20 protein-coding genes are annotated in these 18932 nt (G+C 59.0%); 2 read left to right on the forward strand and 18 right to left on the reverse strand.

The genetic code is table 11. From position 1 onward, the window contains the following. Positions 1–70 precede the first annotated feature (70 nt). The 17 genes from AC1MCA_RS16200 to AC1MCA_RS16280 all read right to left on the reverse strand — a co-directional run bounded on the left by AC1MCA_RS16200 (position 71) and on the right by AC1MCA_RS16280 (position 15286). On the reverse strand, positions 71–955 hold the full coding sequence (locus AC1MCA_RS16200; protein ID WP_479799136.1) for a type II secretion system F family protein: 885 nt from the start codon (positions 953–955) through the stop codon (positions 71–73). A gap of 8 nt (positions 956–963) precedes the next feature. Beyond that, entirely contained in the window at positions 964–1896 is a 933-nt protein-coding gene (locus AC1MCA_RS16205) for a type II secretion system F family protein (protein WP_479803427.1), read from the reverse strand. A gap of 5 nt (positions 1897–1901) precedes the next feature. Continuing rightward, positions 1902–3170, reverse strand: a complete 1269-nt coding sequence (locus AC1MCA_RS16210) for a TadA family conjugal transfer-associated ATPase (protein ID WP_479803429.1) — start codon at positions 3168–3170, stop codon at positions 1902–1904. A 245-nt stretch (positions 3171–3415) separates the two neighbouring features. Next, on the reverse strand, positions 3416–4612 hold the full coding sequence (locus AC1MCA_RS16215; protein WP_479799138.1) for a CpaE/TadZ family protein: 1197 nt from the start codon (positions 4610–4612) through the stop codon (positions 3416–3418). Then, positions 4609–5367 (reverse strand): Flp pilus assembly protein CpaB, encoded by a 759-nt coding sequence (cpaB, locus tag AC1MCA_RS16220; protein ID WP_479799141.1) that lies wholly within the window; start codon positions 5365–5367, stop codon positions 4609–4611. Before cpaB (AC1MCA_RS16220) ends, AC1MCA_RS16215 begins: the two co-directional genes overlap by 4 nt. A gap of 37 nt (positions 5368–5404) precedes the next feature. After that, positions 5405–6466, reverse strand: coding sequence for a pilus assembly protein TadG-related protein (locus AC1MCA_RS16225; RefSeq protein ID WP_479799145.1), 1062 nt, complete (start codon positions 6464–6466; stop codon positions 5405–5407). Beyond that, the gene (locus AC1MCA_RS16230; protein ID WP_479799149.1) at positions 6454–6828 is read right to left on the reverse strand and encodes a TadE/TadG family type IV pilus assembly protein; all 375 of its coding nucleotides are present in this window, start codon (positions 6826–6828) and stop codon (positions 6454–6456) included. Before AC1MCA_RS16230 ends, AC1MCA_RS16225 begins: the two co-directional genes overlap by 13 nt. Before the next feature lie 83 nt (positions 6829–6911). After that, complete coding sequence (locus AC1MCA_RS16235) at positions 6912–7121, reverse strand: Flp family type IVb pilin (protein WP_479799154.1); 210 nt, start codon at positions 7119–7121, stop codon at positions 6912–6914. Positions 7122–7375: 254 nt separating this feature from the next. Further along, on the reverse strand, positions 7376–8254 hold the full coding sequence (locus AC1MCA_RS16240; RefSeq protein WP_479799157.1) for a type II secretion system F family protein: 879 nt from the start codon (positions 8252–8254) through the stop codon (positions 7376–7378). Positions 8255–8265: 11 nt separating this feature from the next. Continuing rightward, entirely contained in the window at positions 8266–8985 is a 720-nt protein-coding gene (locus AC1MCA_RS16245) for a type II secretion system F family protein (RefSeq protein WP_479799160.1), read from the reverse strand. A 225-nt stretch (positions 8986–9210) separates the two neighbouring features. Continuing rightward, positions 9211–10533: a TadA family conjugal transfer-associated ATPase gene (locus AC1MCA_RS16250; protein ID WP_479803430.1), complete on the reverse strand. Its 1323-nt coding sequence runs from the start codon at positions 10531–10533 to the stop codon at positions 9211–9213. Between the two features lie 149 nt (positions 10534–10682). Beyond that, positions 10683–11882, reverse strand: a complete 1200-nt coding sequence (locus AC1MCA_RS16255; RefSeq protein WP_479799164.1) for a CpaE/TadZ family protein — start codon at positions 11880–11882, stop codon at positions 10683–10685. Beyond that, positions 11882–12646, reverse strand: coding sequence for a Flp pilus assembly protein CpaB (cpaB, locus tag AC1MCA_RS16260; protein ID WP_479799168.1), 765 nt, complete (start codon positions 12644–12646; stop codon positions 11882–11884). Before cpaB (AC1MCA_RS16260) ends, AC1MCA_RS16255 begins: the two co-directional genes overlap by 1 nt. 54 nt (positions 12647–12700) lie before the next feature. Beyond that, the gene (locus AC1MCA_RS16265) at positions 12701–13753 is read right to left on the reverse strand and encodes a Tad domain-containing protein (protein WP_479799170.1); all 1053 of its coding nucleotides are present in this window, start codon (positions 13751–13753) and stop codon (positions 12701–12703) included. After that, on the reverse strand, positions 13741–14148 hold the full coding sequence (locus AC1MCA_RS16270; RefSeq protein ID WP_479799172.1) for a TadE/TadG family type IV pilus assembly protein: 408 nt from the start codon (positions 14146–14148) through the stop codon (positions 13741–13743). Before AC1MCA_RS16270 ends, AC1MCA_RS16265 begins: the two co-directional genes overlap by 13 nt. Before the next feature lie 124 nt (positions 14149–14272). Beyond that, entirely contained in the window at positions 14273–14464 is a 192-nt protein-coding gene (locus tag AC1MCA_RS16275; protein ID WP_479799174.1) for a Flp family type IVb pilin, read from the reverse strand. Between the two features lie 282 nt (positions 14465–14746). Then, positions 14747–15286 carry a prepilin peptidase gene (locus AC1MCA_RS16280; protein ID WP_479799177.1) on the reverse strand — a complete coding sequence of 180 codons (540 nt, stop codon included), beginning with the start codon at positions 15284–15286 and terminating at the stop codon, positions 14747–14749. A gap of 420 nt (positions 15287–15706) precedes the next feature. Between AC1MCA_RS16280 and rplM the strand changes: the two genes are divergently transcribed. Both rplM and rpsI read left to right on the forward strand, forming a co-directional pair. Beyond that, positions 15707–16150, forward strand: coding sequence for a 50S ribosomal protein L13 (rplM, locus tag AC1MCA_RS16285; RefSeq protein WP_015937805.1), 444 nt, complete (start codon positions 15707–15709; stop codon positions 16148–16150). A 38-nt stretch (positions 16151–16188) separates the two neighbouring features. Next, positions 16189–16695, forward strand: coding sequence for a 30S ribosomal protein S9 (gene rpsI / locus AC1MCA_RS16290; RefSeq protein ID WP_104136643.1), 507 nt, complete (start codon positions 16189–16191; stop codon positions 16693–16695). Between the two features lie 418 nt (positions 16696–17113). On the opposite strand, the gene AC1MCA_RS16295 is transcribed toward rpsI, so the two are convergent. Continuing rightward, positions 17114–18883 (reverse strand): glycosyltransferase family 39 protein, encoded by a 1770-nt coding sequence (locus tag AC1MCA_RS16295; protein WP_479799180.1) that lies wholly within the window; start codon positions 18881–18883, stop codon positions 17114–17116. Positions 18884–18932 lie beyond the last annotated feature (49 nt).

Raw genomic sequence — 18932 nt, forward strand, 5'->3', positions numbered from 1 at the left:
TACTCGGGGCCCTGTTTTCGGTAGATCCTGTGGAAACCTTGAGTCATCCTTTGTGGGACTTTTTGGGTAGTCACTGGCTGCTGAATGTGACTACTGTGTTGATAACTGCGGGGCCGAGAATTGCGATGAAGAGGACGGGGAAGATAAAAAACAGCAGCGGAAAGAGGATCATCACCGGGAGTTTCATGGCTTTTTCTTCCGCCCGCTGCCGGCGTTTGACCCTCATGACCTTTGCCTGGATCCGCAGTACCCTGCTGATGGCAATTCCGTACGTGTCCGCCTGGACCACCGCTTGGACAAAGCTTCGCAGCTCCGGGATATTGGTCCGCTCAGCCAGTGCCTGGTACGACTCCCGGCGGCTGCGGCCCACCTGCATGTCCTGCAGGGTGCGGACCAGTTCCTCCGCCAGGGGCCCCTTGCCGTTTTCCCCGGCCCGGGCCATCGCCCCCTCGAAGCCCAGGCCCGCCTCCACGGAAATCAGCATCTGGTCAAGGGTGTTGGCCAGTTCCAGCTGCATGGCCTTCTGTCGCTCCATGCCTTTGCTGTAGAGCATCAGGTCGGGTATGAAGTAGCCGAGGAAAAGGAGGAAGAGGCCCGCGAGCTTCATGATTGGCGTTGTGCCGACGGCGCTCAGGTAGATTCCCAGGGCAGCTCCGGTCACGCCGAGGGCGATTTTCGAACCAAGGACCTTCCCCAGCGGCATGGACAGTGGGCGGCCCGCGAGCGAGAGAAGCCTGTCCAGAAATGCCACATACGCGGGAGGGGTCAAGCGCCGGCCGAAGGACTCTAGCAAGCTGGCCTTGGGGGGAACCACTGAGTCCGTGAGGACTGCACCACGGCTGAGGAGTTCGGCGGCAGCGACGCGGCCCTTCTGGTCAGCGGTCAGAACTGACCAGGCCAAACCGGCCATGGGAACGCAGATCAAGACCGCTGCGAGGAGAATCAGGGGGTTCATCACGTCCCTCAGAACTTCAGATCGATGATCTTGCGCATCCACAGAGCGCCGATGGTCATGAGGACAAACGACGCGCCGATCATGACCCAGCCCAGGGGATGGGTGAACATCGAGTTCATGTAGTTCGGGCTGACCGAAAGCAACATGCCAACGATGCCGAAGGGCATGGCAATGAGGATGTAAGCGGAGAACTTTCCTTCCGCTGCGAGAGCTTTGATGTGCCCCTTGATCTCTCCGCGCTCGCGGATGGTCTCGTTCACCTGGTCCAGGACTTCGGCGAGGTTGCCGCCAACTTCGCGGTTGATCTGGATGGCCTGGGACACCCAGACGAAGTCCTCGTTCTTCATCCGAAGGGCTGTGTCGTTGAGGGCTGCCAGGAGGTCGCGTCCCAGGCTTGTCTCGGTGATGACGCGTCGCATCTCTTCGGACGTGGGCTTCTGGGATTCCTGTGCGGCGGCGTCGATGGCGCGAAGAATACTGTGACCTGCGCGCAGGCCTCCCGAGAGAAGCTGGAGCGTATCACCGAGTTGGGTATCAAAGTTTGCCCGCCTTTTCCCGGCCAGGTAACCCAGGACAAGGTGCCCCACGAACGGGGACAAGATCGCCAGCACCAGCCCCATCAGCGGCCCGACGGTAACGATGCCCACGAGGAATCCCACGCAGGCGCCGGCAGCCACCAGGATGAAGAATTCCGCCTGGCTCAACCGAAGACCGGCGTTCTCCAGTTGGATGCGGGAGAAGAGTTGGACTTGGCGTCCGCCCAGCATCCGCTCGAAGGAGGCCACGGCTGAGGCGGCGAAGCGCGTCAACGCGGTGGGCGGGTTCGCTTCGAATGGACGACGGCGGTCCATCGGCACCTCGGGTGTGCCGGGGGCGAGTACCGCGATGCCTAGGAGGCTGATGGCCGCCAGCAGCACGCCAATCCCGACGTACAGGGCCATGGCGGTCATTTCGTCACCGGGGAAAGTGACCCGGCAAACACCGCCGGCGAGACATGGATACCAAGGTCCTCAAAGCGGTCGATGAAACGCGGCCGGATGCCGGTGGCTACAGGCTTGCCAAGGAAGCGCCCGTGGGCGTCCATGCCTGCGGAGTAGTCGAAAACGAACGCATCCTGGAGCGTGACGATGTCCCCTTCCATGCCCTGTACCTCGGTGACGTGGGTGATGCGCCGGGTTCCATCACGCAGACGGGAGATCTGCACAATGAGGTTCACGGCTGAGGCAATCTGTTCGCGGATGGCCCTCAGCGGCAGATCCATGCCCGCCATCAGCACCAGCGTCTCGAGGCGGGCCACGGCGTCGCGCGGCGAGTTGGAGTGGACGGTGGAAAGGGACCCATCGTGGCCCGTGTTCATGGCCTGCAGCATGTCCAGGGACTCGCCGCCGCGGACCTCACCCACCACAATCCGGTCCGGCCGCATACGCAGCGAGTTGCGGAGCAGTTCGCGGATGGTCACCTCGCCCTTCCCCTCCGTGTTCGGGGGCCGGCTTTCCAGACGGACCACATGCTGCTGCTGGATCTGCAGTTCAACGGCGTCTTCGATGGTGACGATCCGTTCGTCTGCGGGAAGGAAGGAGGACAGCACGTTGAGCAGTGTGGTCTTGCCCGTTCCGGTGCCGCCGGACACGATAATGTTCAGCTTGGCCTTTACACAGGCATCAAGCAGTTCAGCCATTTCCGGGGTCAGCGTGCCAAAGTCGATGAGGTTGCGGACGGTCAGCGGCACCTTGCTGAACTTACGGATGGTCAGCGATGATCCGCCCACGGACAGCGGCGGGATCACGGCGTTCACACGGGAACCGTCCTCGAGGCGGGCATCCACCAGGGGAGAGGACTCGTCGATCCGGCGTCCCACCTTGGACACGATGCGCTCAATCACCTTGCGCAGGTGCTCTTCCGAGCTGAACCGGGACTCGGTGAGGGTCAGTTTGCCCTTGCGCTCCACGTAGATCTGGTCCATCCGGTTGACCATGATTTCGGTGACGGCCGGATCGTCGAGCAACCGCTGCAACGGTCCGTAACCCAGGACGTCGTCGGCGACGTCGCGAACAAGGCGGGTGCGCTCCTCCGCCGAAAGGGGAACCTGCTCGGCGTCAATGATCCGGGTGAGCTCCTCCTTTGCGGTGCTGCGCAACTCCTGTTCGGTGACTGACGCGTCGTTGAACCGTGCGCCCATCCGTTCAAAGAGTGCGCTCGCAGCCCGAAGCTTCATCGCGGCGAAGACATCCACCGGCTGGGCCTTGAATGCTTTAGCTGGTTCCAGTGAGCTGTGGGGTAAAGGCACGACGGCGGCGGGAACGGTACCAGCGGTTTCCTCGTCCCGTGCCGCTCGTGCCGAACGCGGCGGAACTGAGGGGCCAGCCGGCATCGCGTTTTCCATGGCGGGGTGAAGCGCGGCGGCGGCGTGAACAGACTGGTTCCTGTCCTGGACGGCACTGATCCGTTCGGAGAGTTTCACTAGATGACCACCCTTCGGTGAAGTTTGCGCTGGGCCTGGGCTCGCCAAACAGGGTTGAACCGCTCAACCAGCTGTTTGAGACTCTTGACAGCCGGATCCTTCCTGGACTCCTGGAGCACCGGAATGCCTCGGTTCGTGGACAGCGCCACGGCGCGGGACCGCGGAATGCTCACGTCCACGGGAGCGCCGATGGTCGATTCCACGTCCTGGACGGTGAGGCCGGCTTTGGCATCGGCCATGTTTAGGACGACGTGCCGTGACTCGGGCATGATCTCAAGCTGGCGCAGGACTTCGAGGCCGGAGCGCAGGCCGCGGAGGCTGGGGATGTCCATGGCGCTGACCCAAACGACGTCAGTGCACTGTTCCAGTGCGGCAAGCCCGATCTCGGGGAGACCGGGCCCCGTGTCCAGGACCACGTACTGGAATTCCTGGGCCAGCTGCCCGATCAAATGGCTGACCTGCTCAGCAGTGATGTGGTCTGCTTCAACCGGGTTCGGCGGTGCGCACAGGGCGTAGATTCCCGCCGGGTGCACAGTCAGGAAAGCCTTGAGGACCAAGGAGTCCTGGGCTGCGGCGGGTGTCACGGCATCCGTGACGGTGTGCTCCGGATTTAGATATAGGCCGGAGGCCACATCCCCGAACTGCAGGTCCAGGTCCACGATCACCACACTCATGGGAGCAATCTGGCCGAGGCCGATGGCGATATTGGTGGCGAGAGTGGTTTTGCCGACGCCCCCCTTGGGGGAGAACACTCCAATCACGAGTCCTTTCCCATTGTTTCCAACAGTTGACGGATCGTGGGTACGGTTACGGGTGGCGTAGGCCTGGCAGGCATGTTCGAGGAGGACACGGATCTCCGCGGCGTCGGCATGTGGGCTCAGGATGTCCCGGATCCCGGCCCGCATGGCGTGCAGCAGGACCGAGTGATCGGCGTCGCTGACCAGCACGATGCTGAGCCCGGGAAGCTGGACATCGAAGACCTTGGCGAATCGCAGCGCCTCGTCGGGGGAAACGTCCGGCCCAACGATGAGGACCTCCGGCTGCTCCTGGTTCAGGAGGTAAAAGAGTTCCTGCGGACCGGCGGGAAGGATGTCAGACGCGATGGTCTGCACGGTCCCGCGGAGTCCGTTGTTTACGGCTTGGCGAAGCCTTTGGTCAAAGTCGGCGTTGGGGGAGAGGAGGACGAAGCGGCTCACTTGTAGACCACTTCTTTGCGCTCGACGCGGGGGCCGCTGTCCGTGGCGTCCAGGGGTTCCTTGGTGAGCCAAATGCGGCCGAACTCTGACGCGAAGACGATCCTGCCGGCGTCGACGTCGTTCACCGCCACGGTGAGCATGAGCGAGCCTTCGGGAAGCGTGGTGTCAGCCGGATCAGGTTCGCCTTCCGCGGGCTTCTCGGCCGGAGCAGCCTGGGGAGCACGCTGCACGGCGGTGACGAGGGCTTTCCGAACCGTTAACTGGGTGCTTACATCTTCGGGCTTGCCCTTAACCGCTCCACCGTCGAAGGAGAGGAAGAAACCCACGTGGTCGCCGACGTCGACGCGACCGCCGACAACCCGCTTGGGCTCCACCTCGAAGGAAACTTCCTGGAAACCGGCAGGCACGGTAACCGCACCCTCGGCCTTGACTTCTTGCGGTGCCACGAGCCGTTCGGCGAGGAGTTGTTCGCCCGGGACGAGGGCCACGGCGCTGACAGTGCCGGCGGAGTTGTCCAGGTTACGGAGAGCCGTGTCGGCAACGCCGGCGGCCGGGACCTTTTCGATGGCGAGGGAAGCTGCCATTTCATTGACTGGCGTGCCGGCGGGAATAGCAGTCCTGACCACAAGGACATCTACTGGCTGGGTGGTGGCCATGGCACGCTGATCGGCGCCCTGTGCGTAGAAGATGATGAGGAGGGCTCCCACAAGCGCCAATGCAATCGCAGCAGTTCCTGCCAGCAGGCGAGACTTCACTTTTTACTCCTGGAATAAGATGCGCGGTGCGATTGGACTAGAGCGTCATGCGGACGATGGTGGCGCCGTACTCGTCTACGGGGCCTAGTTTGTAGCCGTCGGCGAGGGAGACGTATTTGTCGAAGCTGCCGATGATTCCTCTGCAGCCACCCTTGCATTCGGTCGCCTTGGTCACTCCTGTCGCGGTCGAAATCAGGTTCCGGTAGGTGTAGGGGAGGCTACTATCGTCCGGTCCTTTGCCGTCGCCGCCGCTGAATTTCCACCCAATGACTTTGAAAGCTGCGAAGGAAATCAAGCTGTAGACGGCACCTGCCCCGGTGCCGGTCACCTTGTTGAAGACGGGAAGCAGAACGGTCACGTCCCGCCCTGCAGTAATTTCGGCGGCCCAATGGTTGAGTTCAGCGGCACAGTGTCCCGGGGCGTTGTTGCCCGTGTCGCTGCCGCCTTCGCTGAGGGCAAGATCGATAGTGCCGCCGCATTTTCCTGTGTCCGGAGCCAGCCAGCCGAAGCCGCCGGCCACGGCTGCGCCGGATGGCCCGTAGTTGCAGTCAGGGTTGGCGTCGTTGCCGTGGTCTTGCAGGAGTTGCAGCGAACCGTCCACATGGCCCTTGACCTGGCAAATGGAGAAGGCGAGCGGAAACGCGGTGCGTCCGGCTTGGGGGCTGCCCCAGACGGCGGAGGCGCGGGCTCCGACCTCCTGGCTGGGAATACCGAGGACATCGGCGAAGAAGAGGGAAACCGAGTTGTCCACGCCGCCCGTCTCCTTGGCTGACGTAGTGACAGCCACAGTCCTGGCAGTCGTGTTCAGATCTATGGAGTACACCTTGCTCATGCCGTCCAGGGCGTTCTGGTTCGCGAGGCTGGAGGCCAGCGTCGACGTTTTCGAGCACACGGGGTCGTTGACATCCTTGGCGCACTTCTGGGCGAGCGCCAAGGCGGAGGCGTCCGCACCGTTCTGAAGCTGTGCACGTTCCGAGTAGATGACGCCAACGTCCACGGCAATTGCCACGAAGCCCAGGAGTGTCACCATCATTAGAGCCACGATGACGGTGATCGCCCCGCGTTCCTTTGATGCTTCTTCCTTGGTCAGCCGCCGCATAGCATGACTCCCTTGCCTGTCATCGGGAAGGGACCTGCGATGCCCGTGATGGTGGACAGGTTGTACTTGATAGTGAGAGTCACCTGCGCTCCCGAGGGGCACACCTCGGTGCTCAAGGTGATATCCGAAGTCGGAATGGTCGTGCTGACGGATGCGGCTGCATTCTTCGCGGCGGATTTGGCCTCAGTCGGATTCTTGGCAATCGCCATCACCCGGACGCCATCGCGGGCAGCATTTGTGAGTGTGATTTGGGCGTTGTAAGCCCGTCCGAACTCAATGGTTCCCAGGACGAGCATCAAAAGGAGGGGCAGCAGGATCGCAAACTCGACGGCGGCGGCCCCGCGTTCCGAATCGTGTGACACCTGCTGCGCCTCCTCTTGGCTGCCGGTTCTTGCCCTGGCCAGACAAATGCGGTTCGTATATGGGACGACACCGCATAGGGGAACTAGGGAGTGGCGGCGACGGTCGGAGCAGGCGGGTTTGCGATGTCGCTGTTGACACCGGTGAACAAGTCCCCAAGCTGGCTGCCGAGGGTGCTGACGGCCACGATGATAACAACGGCGATGAGCGCGACCATGATGCCGTATTCGACAGCAGTGGCGCCCTTCTCTTCGCTGCGAAGGCGGGTCATGAGGTTGGTGTAGAGAGAAAGCATTTCGTACTCCTGAGCGAGTCGGACGGCTGGCCCTGCACCAGCTCTAGTACGAAGCTAGCTCCCGTTGATGCGACGTTGACCGGATCTTGCAGCATCCTGCGCAAACGCTTCCGCCCGTGTACATCTCCTGCGCTTACCTGTCGCTTTTCCTGTGGTGATCCTTGGAAAGGCTGGCCTGCCGGACACAAACGGACCCCCTCGGTTCTGGGTGCCGAGGGGGTCCGGTATTTGGGGCGCCAAGTGGCGCGTTAGGGCTAGAGCAGCGTGTTCATGATGTTGATGACTGCCGGGCCAAGGAGGACGATGAAAAGCACCGGGAAAATGAAAACCATGAGGGGAAACAAAACCTTCACGGGAAGCTTCATAGCCTTTTCCTCCGCTCGCTGCCGGCGCTTTACCCTTGCTTGCTTGGCCTGCGTGCGAAGAACTTTGGCGAGTCCAATGCCGTACTTATCGGCTTGGACGACTGCCCGAACGAAACTGCGCAAATCCGCCACCGAAGATCTGTCGGCGAGTGCTTGGTAGGACTCTTGGCGGGGACGCCCAACCTGCATGTCCTGCAACGTGCGCATCAACTCTTGGGCCAACGGTCCATCGCCGTATTGGCCTGCCCTCGCCATGGCAGCCTCGAACCCAAGTCCTGCCTCGACGGAGATCAACATCTGGTCCAGAGTATTGGGCAGCTCAATTTCTATCGCTTGCTGGCGCTTAATCCCCTTGTTGTAAACCAACAAGTCGGGAACAAAGTAACCAAACGCCGAAATACAGATCCCGATGCCGACACTCTGCAGTGTCGGCGAGTTACGGAAAATGACTATGCCCAGAACGGCTCCAGCCAACGCAAGAATCGGCTTGGAGATGATGAGCTTCTCCAAGGGCAGGGATGCAGGGCGGCCCGCGAGGGAGAGCCACCGGTCCAACTTTGCCTCGTATGTGCCTGGGGTCAGCCTCCTGGCGACCCCTAGCATAAGTGGGGGACGAGTTGCAGCAATTGCTCCGTTCTGAGCAAATCCTTGGCCGAGGTTTGTCTTGACAGCCAAGGCACCCCGGCGGTCCAGCGTTACAAGAACCCATGTGAAGTAGGAGAGCGGAAGCACAACCGCCGAAATAATGAGCCAGGCTATTGGAGTCATGACGGTCCTCCCTAGAACTTTATCTTTACGATGCGGCTCATCCAGAAGCCGCCCATAACGAACATGATCAAGCTAACCACCACCATCACGTTGCCGATGGGCTCGTCAACAAAGACGCTCATGTACCCGGGATTGATGACCGCAAGCATCATCGCCACAGCAACTGGCATTCCCATTAGCACAACGGCCGACATTTTGCCTTCCGCGCTGAGTGAACGAACCTGGCCCTTGATCTCGCTACGCTCGCGAATGGTGCCAGCCACTTGTTCGAGTACTTCGGCCAGGTCACCTCCAACTTCACGATTGATCTGGATGGCCTGTCCAATCCATCGGAAGTCTTCGCTGGCCATACGTTCCGCGGTCTCGTCCAGAGCCAATCTCGCGTCCTTGCCAATCCGCGTCTCGTTGACAATCCGCGTCAGTTCCTCCGAAGTGGGCGCTTCCGATTCCAGGCCCGCCGCCTCTAGCGAACGCATGACGCTGTGACCTGCTCGCAAACCACCTATTAGCATTTGGATGGTATCGATGAGTTGGGATTCGAACTTACCGCGGCGCTTGTCTGTGCGAATGGTTAGTACGAACCGCACTATAAAAGGTGTAGCCGCACCAATGAGGATACCTATCGCCAGGTTGGTCAGCAGGGTCGCGAGGAACCCGGCCAAAAATGACGCAACGGCAACCAATACCGTGAAATCCGCTGGGTTCAATTTGACGCCGGCGTTATAGAGCAAAGCCCGGTGGAAGGGTCCGCCGGACTTGCCTAGGACTCCTCCCACTCGGTCGACTAGGGTCTGTGAAACTCTGCTGAAAGACGAATTGTCCCCACTCGTCACAGGCCGCCTACGGTCTGCCGGGATGGCACCGTAGCGGGGTTTCAGAACTACAAGGAAAACCAGCAGTAGGGCACCGAAACACGTCAAAATCGCTAGAATGAAGAGTGCTGGAGATTCCATCGACTATCGCCTCCCTTGAGGGTTCATGGTGCCACCGAATACGGCCGGCGACACGGCGATCCCTAGCTCCGAAAAACGATCCAGGAATCGCGGGCGAATCCCCGTCGATATCGGTTTGCCGAGGAAGCGTCCTTGAGCGTCCATTCCGGCGGCGTAGTCGAAGAGGAACACATCCTGGAGTGTGACTATGTCACCTTCCATTCCCTGAACCTCCGTCACATGCGTCACACGGCGGGTTCCATCGCGGAGCCGGGTGACTTGGATAATCAGGTCCACGGCTGACGAAACTTGTTCGCGGATGGCGCGAAGAGGTAGGTCCATGCCAGCCATTAGGACCAGCGTCTCCAGGCGCGCCACTGCATCCCGCGGTGAATTGGCGTGAACGGTGGACAAGGATCCGTCATGACCGGTGTTCATCGCTTGAAGCATGTCCAAGGATTCGCCGCTCCGGACTTCGCCAACAATGATCCGGTCAGGACGCATCCGCAGGGAGTTGCGAACCAGCTCCCGAATTCCGATTGCTCCCTTGCCCTCAATATTCGGTGGGCGGCTCTCCAAACGAACCACGTGCTCCTGCTGCAGCTGAAGTTCAACAGCGTCTTCAATGGTCACGATGCGATCATCCTCGGGGATGAACGACGACAAGACGTTCAGAAGCGTGGTCTTTCCTGTGCCAGTACCGCCAGAAACGATGATGTTCAACCGAGCTTTGACGCATGCGCTCAGGAGTTCCGCCATTTCCACAGTGATGGAACCCCACTCAATGAGGTTGCGAACCGTAAGTGGCACATGGCTGAATTTCCGGATAGTAAGGGACGGACCATTCACCGCCAAGGGCGGGATGATTGCATTGACTCGCGAGCCATCCTCGAGCCGGGCGTCCACCAGGGGCGAAGACTCGTCAATCCGTCGACCAACTTTAGACACGATGCGTTCGATGACCTTGCGCAGGTGGTCATCGGAACTGAATTGTGAGCCCGTTAGCGAGAGATGTCCATTTCGCTCAACGTAAATCTGGTCAAAGCGATTGACCATGATCTCTGTTACGGATGGATCTTCCAACAGACGCTGGAGCGGCCCGAAGCCCATTACCTCGTCAGCAATTTCCCGGATCAACCTGCGCCGTTCTTCCGGTGACAGCGGCACCTGTTCTTCGTCGATGACGGAGGAGAGCTCCTCCACGGCAGATGTTCGGAGTTCATCTTCTGAAGCGGAGGAATCTCCGAACCGAGTTCCCATGCGTTCGAAGAGCGCAAGCGCAGCTCGCTGCTTAAGTCCTGCCAAGGCATCGACCGCCGGCGGTGGCGCTCCGTTCAAGGATGCCAGTGGCGAGGCGTACGTCGGGCGCTGAGGTGTTGAGGGCAAATCCAAGAGCCCTTGAGATTGCGACGACGTCTCAAACGCGGGGTCCGGATTTCCTGCTGTGTTAGCTGAAACCCCATCATTGTTCGACTTGGAGAGCCGATCTGACAGTCTCACGATACAACCACCCTTCGGTGCAGCTTATTGTGCGCGGACGATACCCATTGCGGGTCGAAACGGTCTACGAGTTTCTTTAGACCCTTGGTTGCTGAGTCCCTGGTTGTACTCTGCAGCACCGGGACACCGCGGTTCGTAGAAAAGGGAAGGGTACGCGAACGGGGTATTACAGCATCAATTGGAACTCCAATTGTGGCCTCGACGTCCTGCACCGAAAGTCCACTCTTACGATCCGCAAAGTTAAGCACGGTGTGTCTGCCTTGCGGCAGAAGTTGAAGCTCCTTTAGCACGCTGAAGCACTTTCGGAGACCACGGACGCTCGGGATATCCATTCCGCACACCCAAATGCCATCTGTAGCCTGTTCCAGGGTGGCAAGCACGTGCTCCCCTAATCCAGGGGCTGTGTCCACAACGACGTATTTGAATTCTCCTGCCAGCTGGTTGAGCAGGCGGCTGACGTGATCGGCAGTGATATAGTCCGACTCCGCCGGCGTCCGTGGAGCGCAAAGGGCATAAATCCCGGCCGGATGTACCGTCAGGAACGCCTTCAGCACCATGGAGTCTTGGGAGGCTGACCCATGGACCGCTTCCGTGATGCAATGTTCAGGTTCCAGCATGAGCCCCGAAGCAACATCCCCGAACTGCAGGTCCAAATCAACAAGCACCACTCCCATTGGAGCGACCTTGCCCAAACCGATGGCTAGGTTGGTTGCAACGGTGGTCTTGCCGACTCCGCCCTTGGGAGACATGACTGCGATGACTCGGCCCCTCTCTTGGCCTGATTCGGCCGCCGGGGCCATTCCCCTGCGGCGGCTCGCAGCGGCGAGGCATGCACGTTCGAGGAGGACGCGGAGGTCGTTCACAACAATTTCTGGAGTAACGACGTCTCTGATCCCTGAGTGCATAGCACGAAGCACAAGCTCAGGACTGGGGTCGGCGATTAAAAGCAGGCTGACCTCCGGGTACTGAAGGTCGAACACCGTAGCGAGTTTCAGAGCTTCTTCCGGCGCGACTCCGGGTCCTAATATCAGGACTTCCGGAGGTGCCCCGGTGAGCTGTTTGAACACGTCCTCCGGTCCACCTGCCAGGACATCGGGCGAGAGCGTCTGAAGGTCACCATGCAGTGCGCCGGCGATTGCCTGCCGAACTCGGCCCTCGAAGTCGCGCACTGCAGTTATTGCTACGAACCGGCTCATCAGTACAGCCCACCAAACGTAGTTACCGGGGGATCACTCTTCGTTGAGGCGGGGGTCTGCTTGGACAGCCACAGAGTTCCAAACTCGGCGCCGAAAACCATTTTCGCCGCGTCTGCGTCACTTCTGGCGACAGTAACGAAGGCGGAACCGGTTGGCATCTGAATGCCCTCCTCGGTCGGCGTCGACTTTTCCGTCTCAGGAGCCGCCTTCTGTACTGCCGTGACCAACACATCGTGGAAGAGGAGCCCAGTGGACTGCTTCCATCCCTTGATCTCTGCGGGAACAGATGCATCGGCGGGCATGTTTTCCTCCGACGTAAAGGAAGCAAATACGGTCACACTGTCGCCTGCCTCGATCCTTCCGCCGAGAAGTCGTTCCGGGGCTAGGAGAAATGTGACCTCCTCTAACCCGTCGGGTACGGGAACGGTCCCAGGTACCAGCTCGCGCGGGTCAACCATGCGGGACGAGAGAAGCTGTTCGCCGGGCTGAAGATCAACGGCTGTGACTTTGCCGGTGAGGTCGCCTAGGGACTCAAGAGCGCCCTCGGGGACCGCTGATTTCGGAATAGATTTTGCTTGTACCCTGGTGCCAAGATCAGATGCCTTGGTTCCAGCGGGGATACTTTCCTGGACAACGAGAATGTTGACGGGTTCCAGCCCGGCCTGAGCACGGTTGGCAGCACCTTGAACGTAGACGAAAAGTAGAATGGCACCAACGACGGCGAGTACCAGTGCCGCAATGCCTCCCAGTAGGCGTGAATTCACTTCGAGTCCTCCTTATAGAGTGGATGTGTGACGATTTCAAATAGCCTGTTGCGGCTACTTTGAGAGGGCAACCACCGTGCCGCCGTAATTAGGCAGCGCGCCGGAAATGGACAGTCCCTCCGCGAGAGAGACGAATCTGGTAAAGAAGCCCTGAATACCGCGGCAGTTACCACCGTCACAAGGCGGCGCGAGGGGATCGAGATCAGTGAGCCCGGGGCCCCCGCCGAACTTGAATCCCGTGACTTGGAAAGCGATGAAGCCAGCCAACTCATACTCGGTCTTCTGGCCATTTTTCGTTGCAGAGGTAAATATGGGCAGCAGGATCGGCGATTCCTTGATGGTCGCTGGCATGCTATTACACACATTTGGCAAGTCGTTACCGGGGTTGCTGCCAACTTCGCTGTTCACGACGTCAATGTCCGCTGAGCAGCCGCCGTCAGTGTCGAGCCAGCCAAATCCACCTGGCGCATATCCGTTCTGGGCCTCGCATCCCGGTACTGTTTCGACGTTCTGGTCGTAACGAAAGAGGATTCGCGTAGGAATTGGATTTCCCGTAAAGGTGCCAGTTGAGTTGAGCTCAGCTAGCTGAGTCGGTGTTAGATACTTTTCGAATACGCATTGGCTAATGGTCCAAGGCAAGGTCTTTGCCCCGGAAGGCGGCCCCCAGGATGCTTCGGCCGCTGCGTGAATGACGCTCGTTTCATTTCCCAATACGCGGGCAAAGAACAGGCTGAAGCTGTCCGCGGTCGAACCTGCCTCCTGGGCGTTGGTTTCCACCCTGACCGTGTTCGAATTTGGCTGAGTCACCGAGAAAACGCCAGTAGAACTGTCGTTTGCGTTCTGATCCGCAAGACGGTTGTTCGAATCTCCCATCGCAACGGTGCAATTAATGCCTTTGGCGCATTGGCCGGCAATGGCCAAAGCGGTGGCATCGGCGCCGTTTTGTATTTGAGCCTTTTCCGCATACATGGCTCCGACGTCTACAGCGAGAGCAGAGAAACCGAGCAGAGCGACCATGCTGAAGGCGACGATAACTGCAGATGCGCCACGCTCGGTATCGCGATTCTCGCCACGCTCACGCTTGACTAGGTAATCTAACCGCCGCATCTCATCACTCCTACGCCATTGAGTTCTATCGGGAATATTCCTGGTGCACCGAAGAAGCCGGCGTCCAAAAACTTAGACATCGATGCCAGGGTGACCTTGGTGGTGACGGTTACGTTCTTTCCAGAACCACAACTGGTGGCGTTGTGGGTTACGGTCATGCCGAGCCCTGCCAGAGATGGTGCAGCAGCCAAGGCTGTACCTGAGACATCGAGAGTGCTGTCCTTGTAATGGATGGCAGCGTCCCGCGCGCCTTCGCGAGCGGCTTGAGTTAGGGAGTTCTGTATGTTGAATACCCGGCCGAACTCCATTGTGCCGATGAGAATAAGTAGCAATAGCGGAAGTAGTAGTGCCATTTCAACGGCCACTGCACCGCGCTCTTTCTGTTTCGGGTTCAAGACCGTCTCCCCGGACTCGTTTTTCTAAAAATGTGCCTGAGATCCCAAGCATTTGCTTGGAGAGCCGAATTGGCCCCGGTGACTTTACAGAATATCGCCGGGGCCAATAGCTCTTGACAACTAGCTAGAGCTTGGCGGTGGTGTTGTCGAAGAGAGTGTCGATGCCGACGCCCAGGGCCGCCGCGCCTACGGCTACGATGATTGCGATGAGGGCGACCATGAGGCCGTACTCCACCATCGTTGCTCCCTTTTCTGAAGTGAGACGATCCTTCATGCCGGCGATGAAAGCAGTCATTGAGACCATAAGAGAAGTCATTTTATTTTCCTTAATTCGATGAAAGTGATTTTTGTGATGTTTCAACGAATTTCCAGCTGCCCCCATAATTCTTAGCGGTTTGCTGGACTTCGCTAAGAAGAGATTGGCATTGCCGGTGGTAGGCAACAATGCGTAGTTGTACTCGACTTTATTGCTGACGCTTTCAGCGCGTACTGGGAACCTCTACCTGAGTACGCAGGCAGATCGCATTTAGCACGAGGGACTACTTGGTTTTGCTGTTAGTACTGTGGCTGAGGACGCGGCTTTAGCGCAGCCGAAGCGTCAGACAAATATCAGAACTACACCAACTGCTGCGCCAAGCATCGATGGTCCATGGGCCACTTCAGCCTTACGTTCCTTGCGTTTTGTCGCTACAACAAGCAGCGTGATCGCGCCGTTGAGTACAAACCCGAGCAGTCCGCCATAAAGCAGTTGGCTCCAACCTAAGTACCCCAAGTAGAGGCCTACGGGAGCGGCTAGCTTTACGTCGCCCATTCCGAGGCCAGCTGGCGAAATCAAGGCCAAAATCAGGTAGATGACAAAGAGAACGAAGGCACCGGCCAGTGCCCGCAAAAGATTGGACCACCCTTGCCCGCCAAGTGTGGCTGCAAACAGGCATGTCAGCCCCCCAGTTAGGAGGGACAGAACCAAAGGGTTCGGTAGCAGATGGAGTAGTAGGTCAATTCGGCCCAGCTGCACGCCGAGGACGGCCAGGAGGATGAAAGCCGGCAGTGCAGGGTCGGCGCCGAGTCGGAATGCGAAAGCCGCGCAGAGAACACTTGTGATTGCCGCCGTCGTGATTCTGACGCGCTTGGTTGACATCGGACCAACGCGAGGGAGGAGCCTGGCTATGAGAGTGTCGGTCACGGGTGAGAGAACTAGGCCCAGAAGCCCGATGAGGGTCACAAACAGCGGCTCGGCCGTAGCGGTGCTTCCCCAAATGGTCACTGCGTCCCCTGCATTGTCAGGCCGGCGCACGTTGGAAGACTGTCCGGCTCACCCATTTTGACCCTGAGGCCCGGTTCAAGCTAACATTGGTAGTCGTTGTGCGTGTCCTTTCTCGATGATGCGTGCCCGCGGAGAATCCGGTTGCAGGATAACTACTCAGCGTGCACATTCGGGACCTTAGGATGACTGGTTACATAGAGCCCTCACCTCTGTTCCGGTAACGCATAGATAGTAGGTGCACACGCTTGAGTGACACCTAAACAAGAACGCCAGAACAAGAACGAGGCAAAAACCGTGCGTACGTACACCCCGAAGCCCGGCGATATCAACCGCCAGTGGCACGTCATTGACGCCACAGACGTTGTCCTTGGTCGTCTTGCCAGCCAGACCGCAATCCTGCTGCGCGGCAAGCACAAGGCCACCTTTGCGTCCCACATGGACATGGGCGATTTCGTCATCATCATCAACGCCGAGAAGGTCGCACTGACCGGCGCCAAGCTGGAGCAGAAGCGCGCATACCGCCACTCCGGTTACCCGGGCGGCCTGACCTCCGTCAACTACGCGGAACTCCTGGAGTCCAACCCGGTCCGCGCCGTTGAGAAGGCCATCAAGGGCATGCTCCCCAAAAACTCCCTCGCTGCGCAGCAGCTGGGCAAGCTGAAGGTGTACCGCGGTGCAGAGCACCCTCACGCCGCCCAGCAGCCCAAGACTTTCGAAATCACCCAGGTCGCCCAGTAGTCCTGGCCACCAAACAACTTATCTATACAAGGAGAATCGTGGCTCAGAACGAAGAGACCACCGAAGCCGTTGAGGCTGAGGAAACCCTGACCAGCTACACCTCTGAAAGCGGAGCTGCTGAAGCTGCTGCGCCGAAGAAGGAGCGCCCGGCACTGACCGTTGCCGGCGCAGCTGTTGGCCGCCGCAAGGAAGCTGTTGCCCGTGTCCGCGTTGTACCGGGCTCCGGCAAGTGGACCATCAACGGCCGCGCGCTGGACAACTACTTCCCGAACAAGCTGCACCAGCAGGACGTCAACGAGCCCTTCAAGATCCTTGACCTTGACGGTGCATACGACGTCATCGCCCGCATCCACGGTGGCGGCATCTCAGGCCAGGCCGGTGCCTTGCGCCTCGGCATCGCCCGTTCACTGAACGAGATCGACGTCGAGAACAACCGCGCCATCCTGAAGAAGGCCGGCTACCTGTCTCGCGACGCCCGCGTCATCGAGCGCAAGAAGGCCGGTCTCAAGAAGGCCCGTAAGGCTCAGCAGTACTCCAAGCGCTAATCCCGCTTACGCAAGCGCCCGCCCCACCATTAGGTGGGGCGGGCGCTTGCCATTAAGGGTTGGCTGCAGGAGCGGGACGGCCGTCCACGAGTTTCGAAGCCCGAGAATCCCCCTTTACCGGTTCGTGTGACTGTCATAAACGGGCTCGCCACCGTGCAATGTGCACGACCAAATCCTCACGTTCAGAGCGAGATGGATCAATCTGCCGATCAGCGGCCTTTCAGTCTTCTTCCCTGGATTTGCACGTCCCTTCCCTCCTGTTGCCACGCTTTGTTTCGTGGTTCTGGTTTGGCACGACAATCCTTCCCCTCGGGCCCGTAATCTTCTTCGCTGGTCACGCCGTATTTCGCATGCTTGGCAAGCCGAAATGCTCCTTAATCTTTGGCCATAGACGAACTGACGATGATATGACCTTCTGTCACCTGTGAAGTTGAAACACATCCACGCCGGCAATGGACTGGGCACGAAAGTTCGCTCGTGCCCATTCAACGATTCGGGCGGATTCACCCTTGCCCTCCAACGTCAAGGGCGGCAGATTCTCCAGCACCAGCGTGGAGACCCGGCCCTCTCGAACCAGTCCTTGAAACTGTTCAAGCGTCGGGTAAGGATCGGTGCCATCAAAGCCTCCAACTGCGAGAACTGCACGACCGCTGGCCAACTGCAGGTTGGCGGCGCTAGCTGACCCCACACTGGCTGCCGCCCAGGTCACTGACTCTGACGTGGAACGTGTGCGTTCGATAATCTCTGGGGGCGGTATGTCGCCGAACATCACGGCGAGAAAGTCCTTCGTCAGGTACGAGGGGACTTCCTTCCGATCTGGATGATCGGTACGTATGCCAAGAATGCTTGGACCGGCGATCACGCCTGATCCGACATGCGGATTCGCAGCCGTGTGTACTGACCATATAATCGGTCCCACAAGCAAAACGGTAACCAGAGACCACAAGGATATTCGCTTAGTCACCAGGTTGGGCGGGCGAAGAGCGAGAAGTGCAATAGTAGGCCCCCCGAAGACGGCAAGAATTAGCGGAAGAAGAGGAAAATCCGCTGTTGATCGAATTGCTGAGCCAATAGCAATGGCGAGGCATCCCGATGTTATCGCGGCCATCGTCACCCTGTATCGCAGCCCTTGATCCAGTCGCCGATATAAGTAGGCGAGTCCGATCGATCCCAAAATACACATGGGCGGTACGGCAACTAATGAATAGTATGGGTGCACAATTCCCGACATGTAGGCCAAAACGGTGATGGCAGTCAGAAACCACAACGAGGAGAACAATAAGAGTGCACTCTCGATGGGATGAGACCGGCGCCGGAGGAAGAAAAGAATCGCCACAAAGATTCCCACGAGTGCGAAGGGAATAAACCATCCAAACTGTCCCGAAAACTGGGGCTGAAGGAAACGATGGAAGCCTGGATCGAGTTTTTCATCCAGTGCATCAATGGAATTCGACATAGTCCGACTTGCATCTGTGCCAGTGATCCGATCCAGTCCGTTATAGCCCAACGCAAGTTCGATCGAGCTATTGTTCCGCGATCCACCGATAAAAGGTCGGTTCGAGGGATCTGTCGACTGCACAGCAAAGAGCCACGAGCCAGCCACGAGCATGGCGGTGAGACCCGCCAAAGTTAGGTGCAGGAGTCGTTTAGACCAGGTCGTCCGGGAAAAAACTAGGTATGTGATCGTAAGCGCCGGAAGAATCAAGCCGATCTGCAACTGCTTCGTGAGGAAACCTGCACCAACCAGGGCGCCAACGAAAATCAGCCAGCGCAACTCCCCCCGTTCGATGGCGCGAAGCGAACAGAAGGCAATGGTAACCATGACCAGTACCAGCAAAGCGTCCGGATTGTTGTAGCGAAACATGACCGTGCTGACGGGAGTGACAGCCATTAGGGTGGCTGCGAGTAACCCAGTCGGCGAACCGAAACGATTTCGAACCATTTTGTAGAGCAAAAAGACTGTCGCTATGCCCATGAATGCCTGGGGCAGCAGCAGGCTCCAGCTGTTTAGACCGAAAAGTCGGACTGACAGCGACATAACCCAGATGCTTAGTGGAGGCTTATCCACCGTGATGGCGTTCTCCGGGTCAGAGGATCCGTAAAAGAACGCCGTCCAGTCTTCGGCACCAGCCATGGCGGCTGCAGAGTAATAGGAATTCGCCCAGCCATTAATGTCGAGTCCCCACATATATAGAAGCGCAGACAGCGAGAGCAAGGCGAGAAGTGCGGGACGCTCC

This window comes from Arthrobacter sp. BK1 (assembly GCF_056680055.1).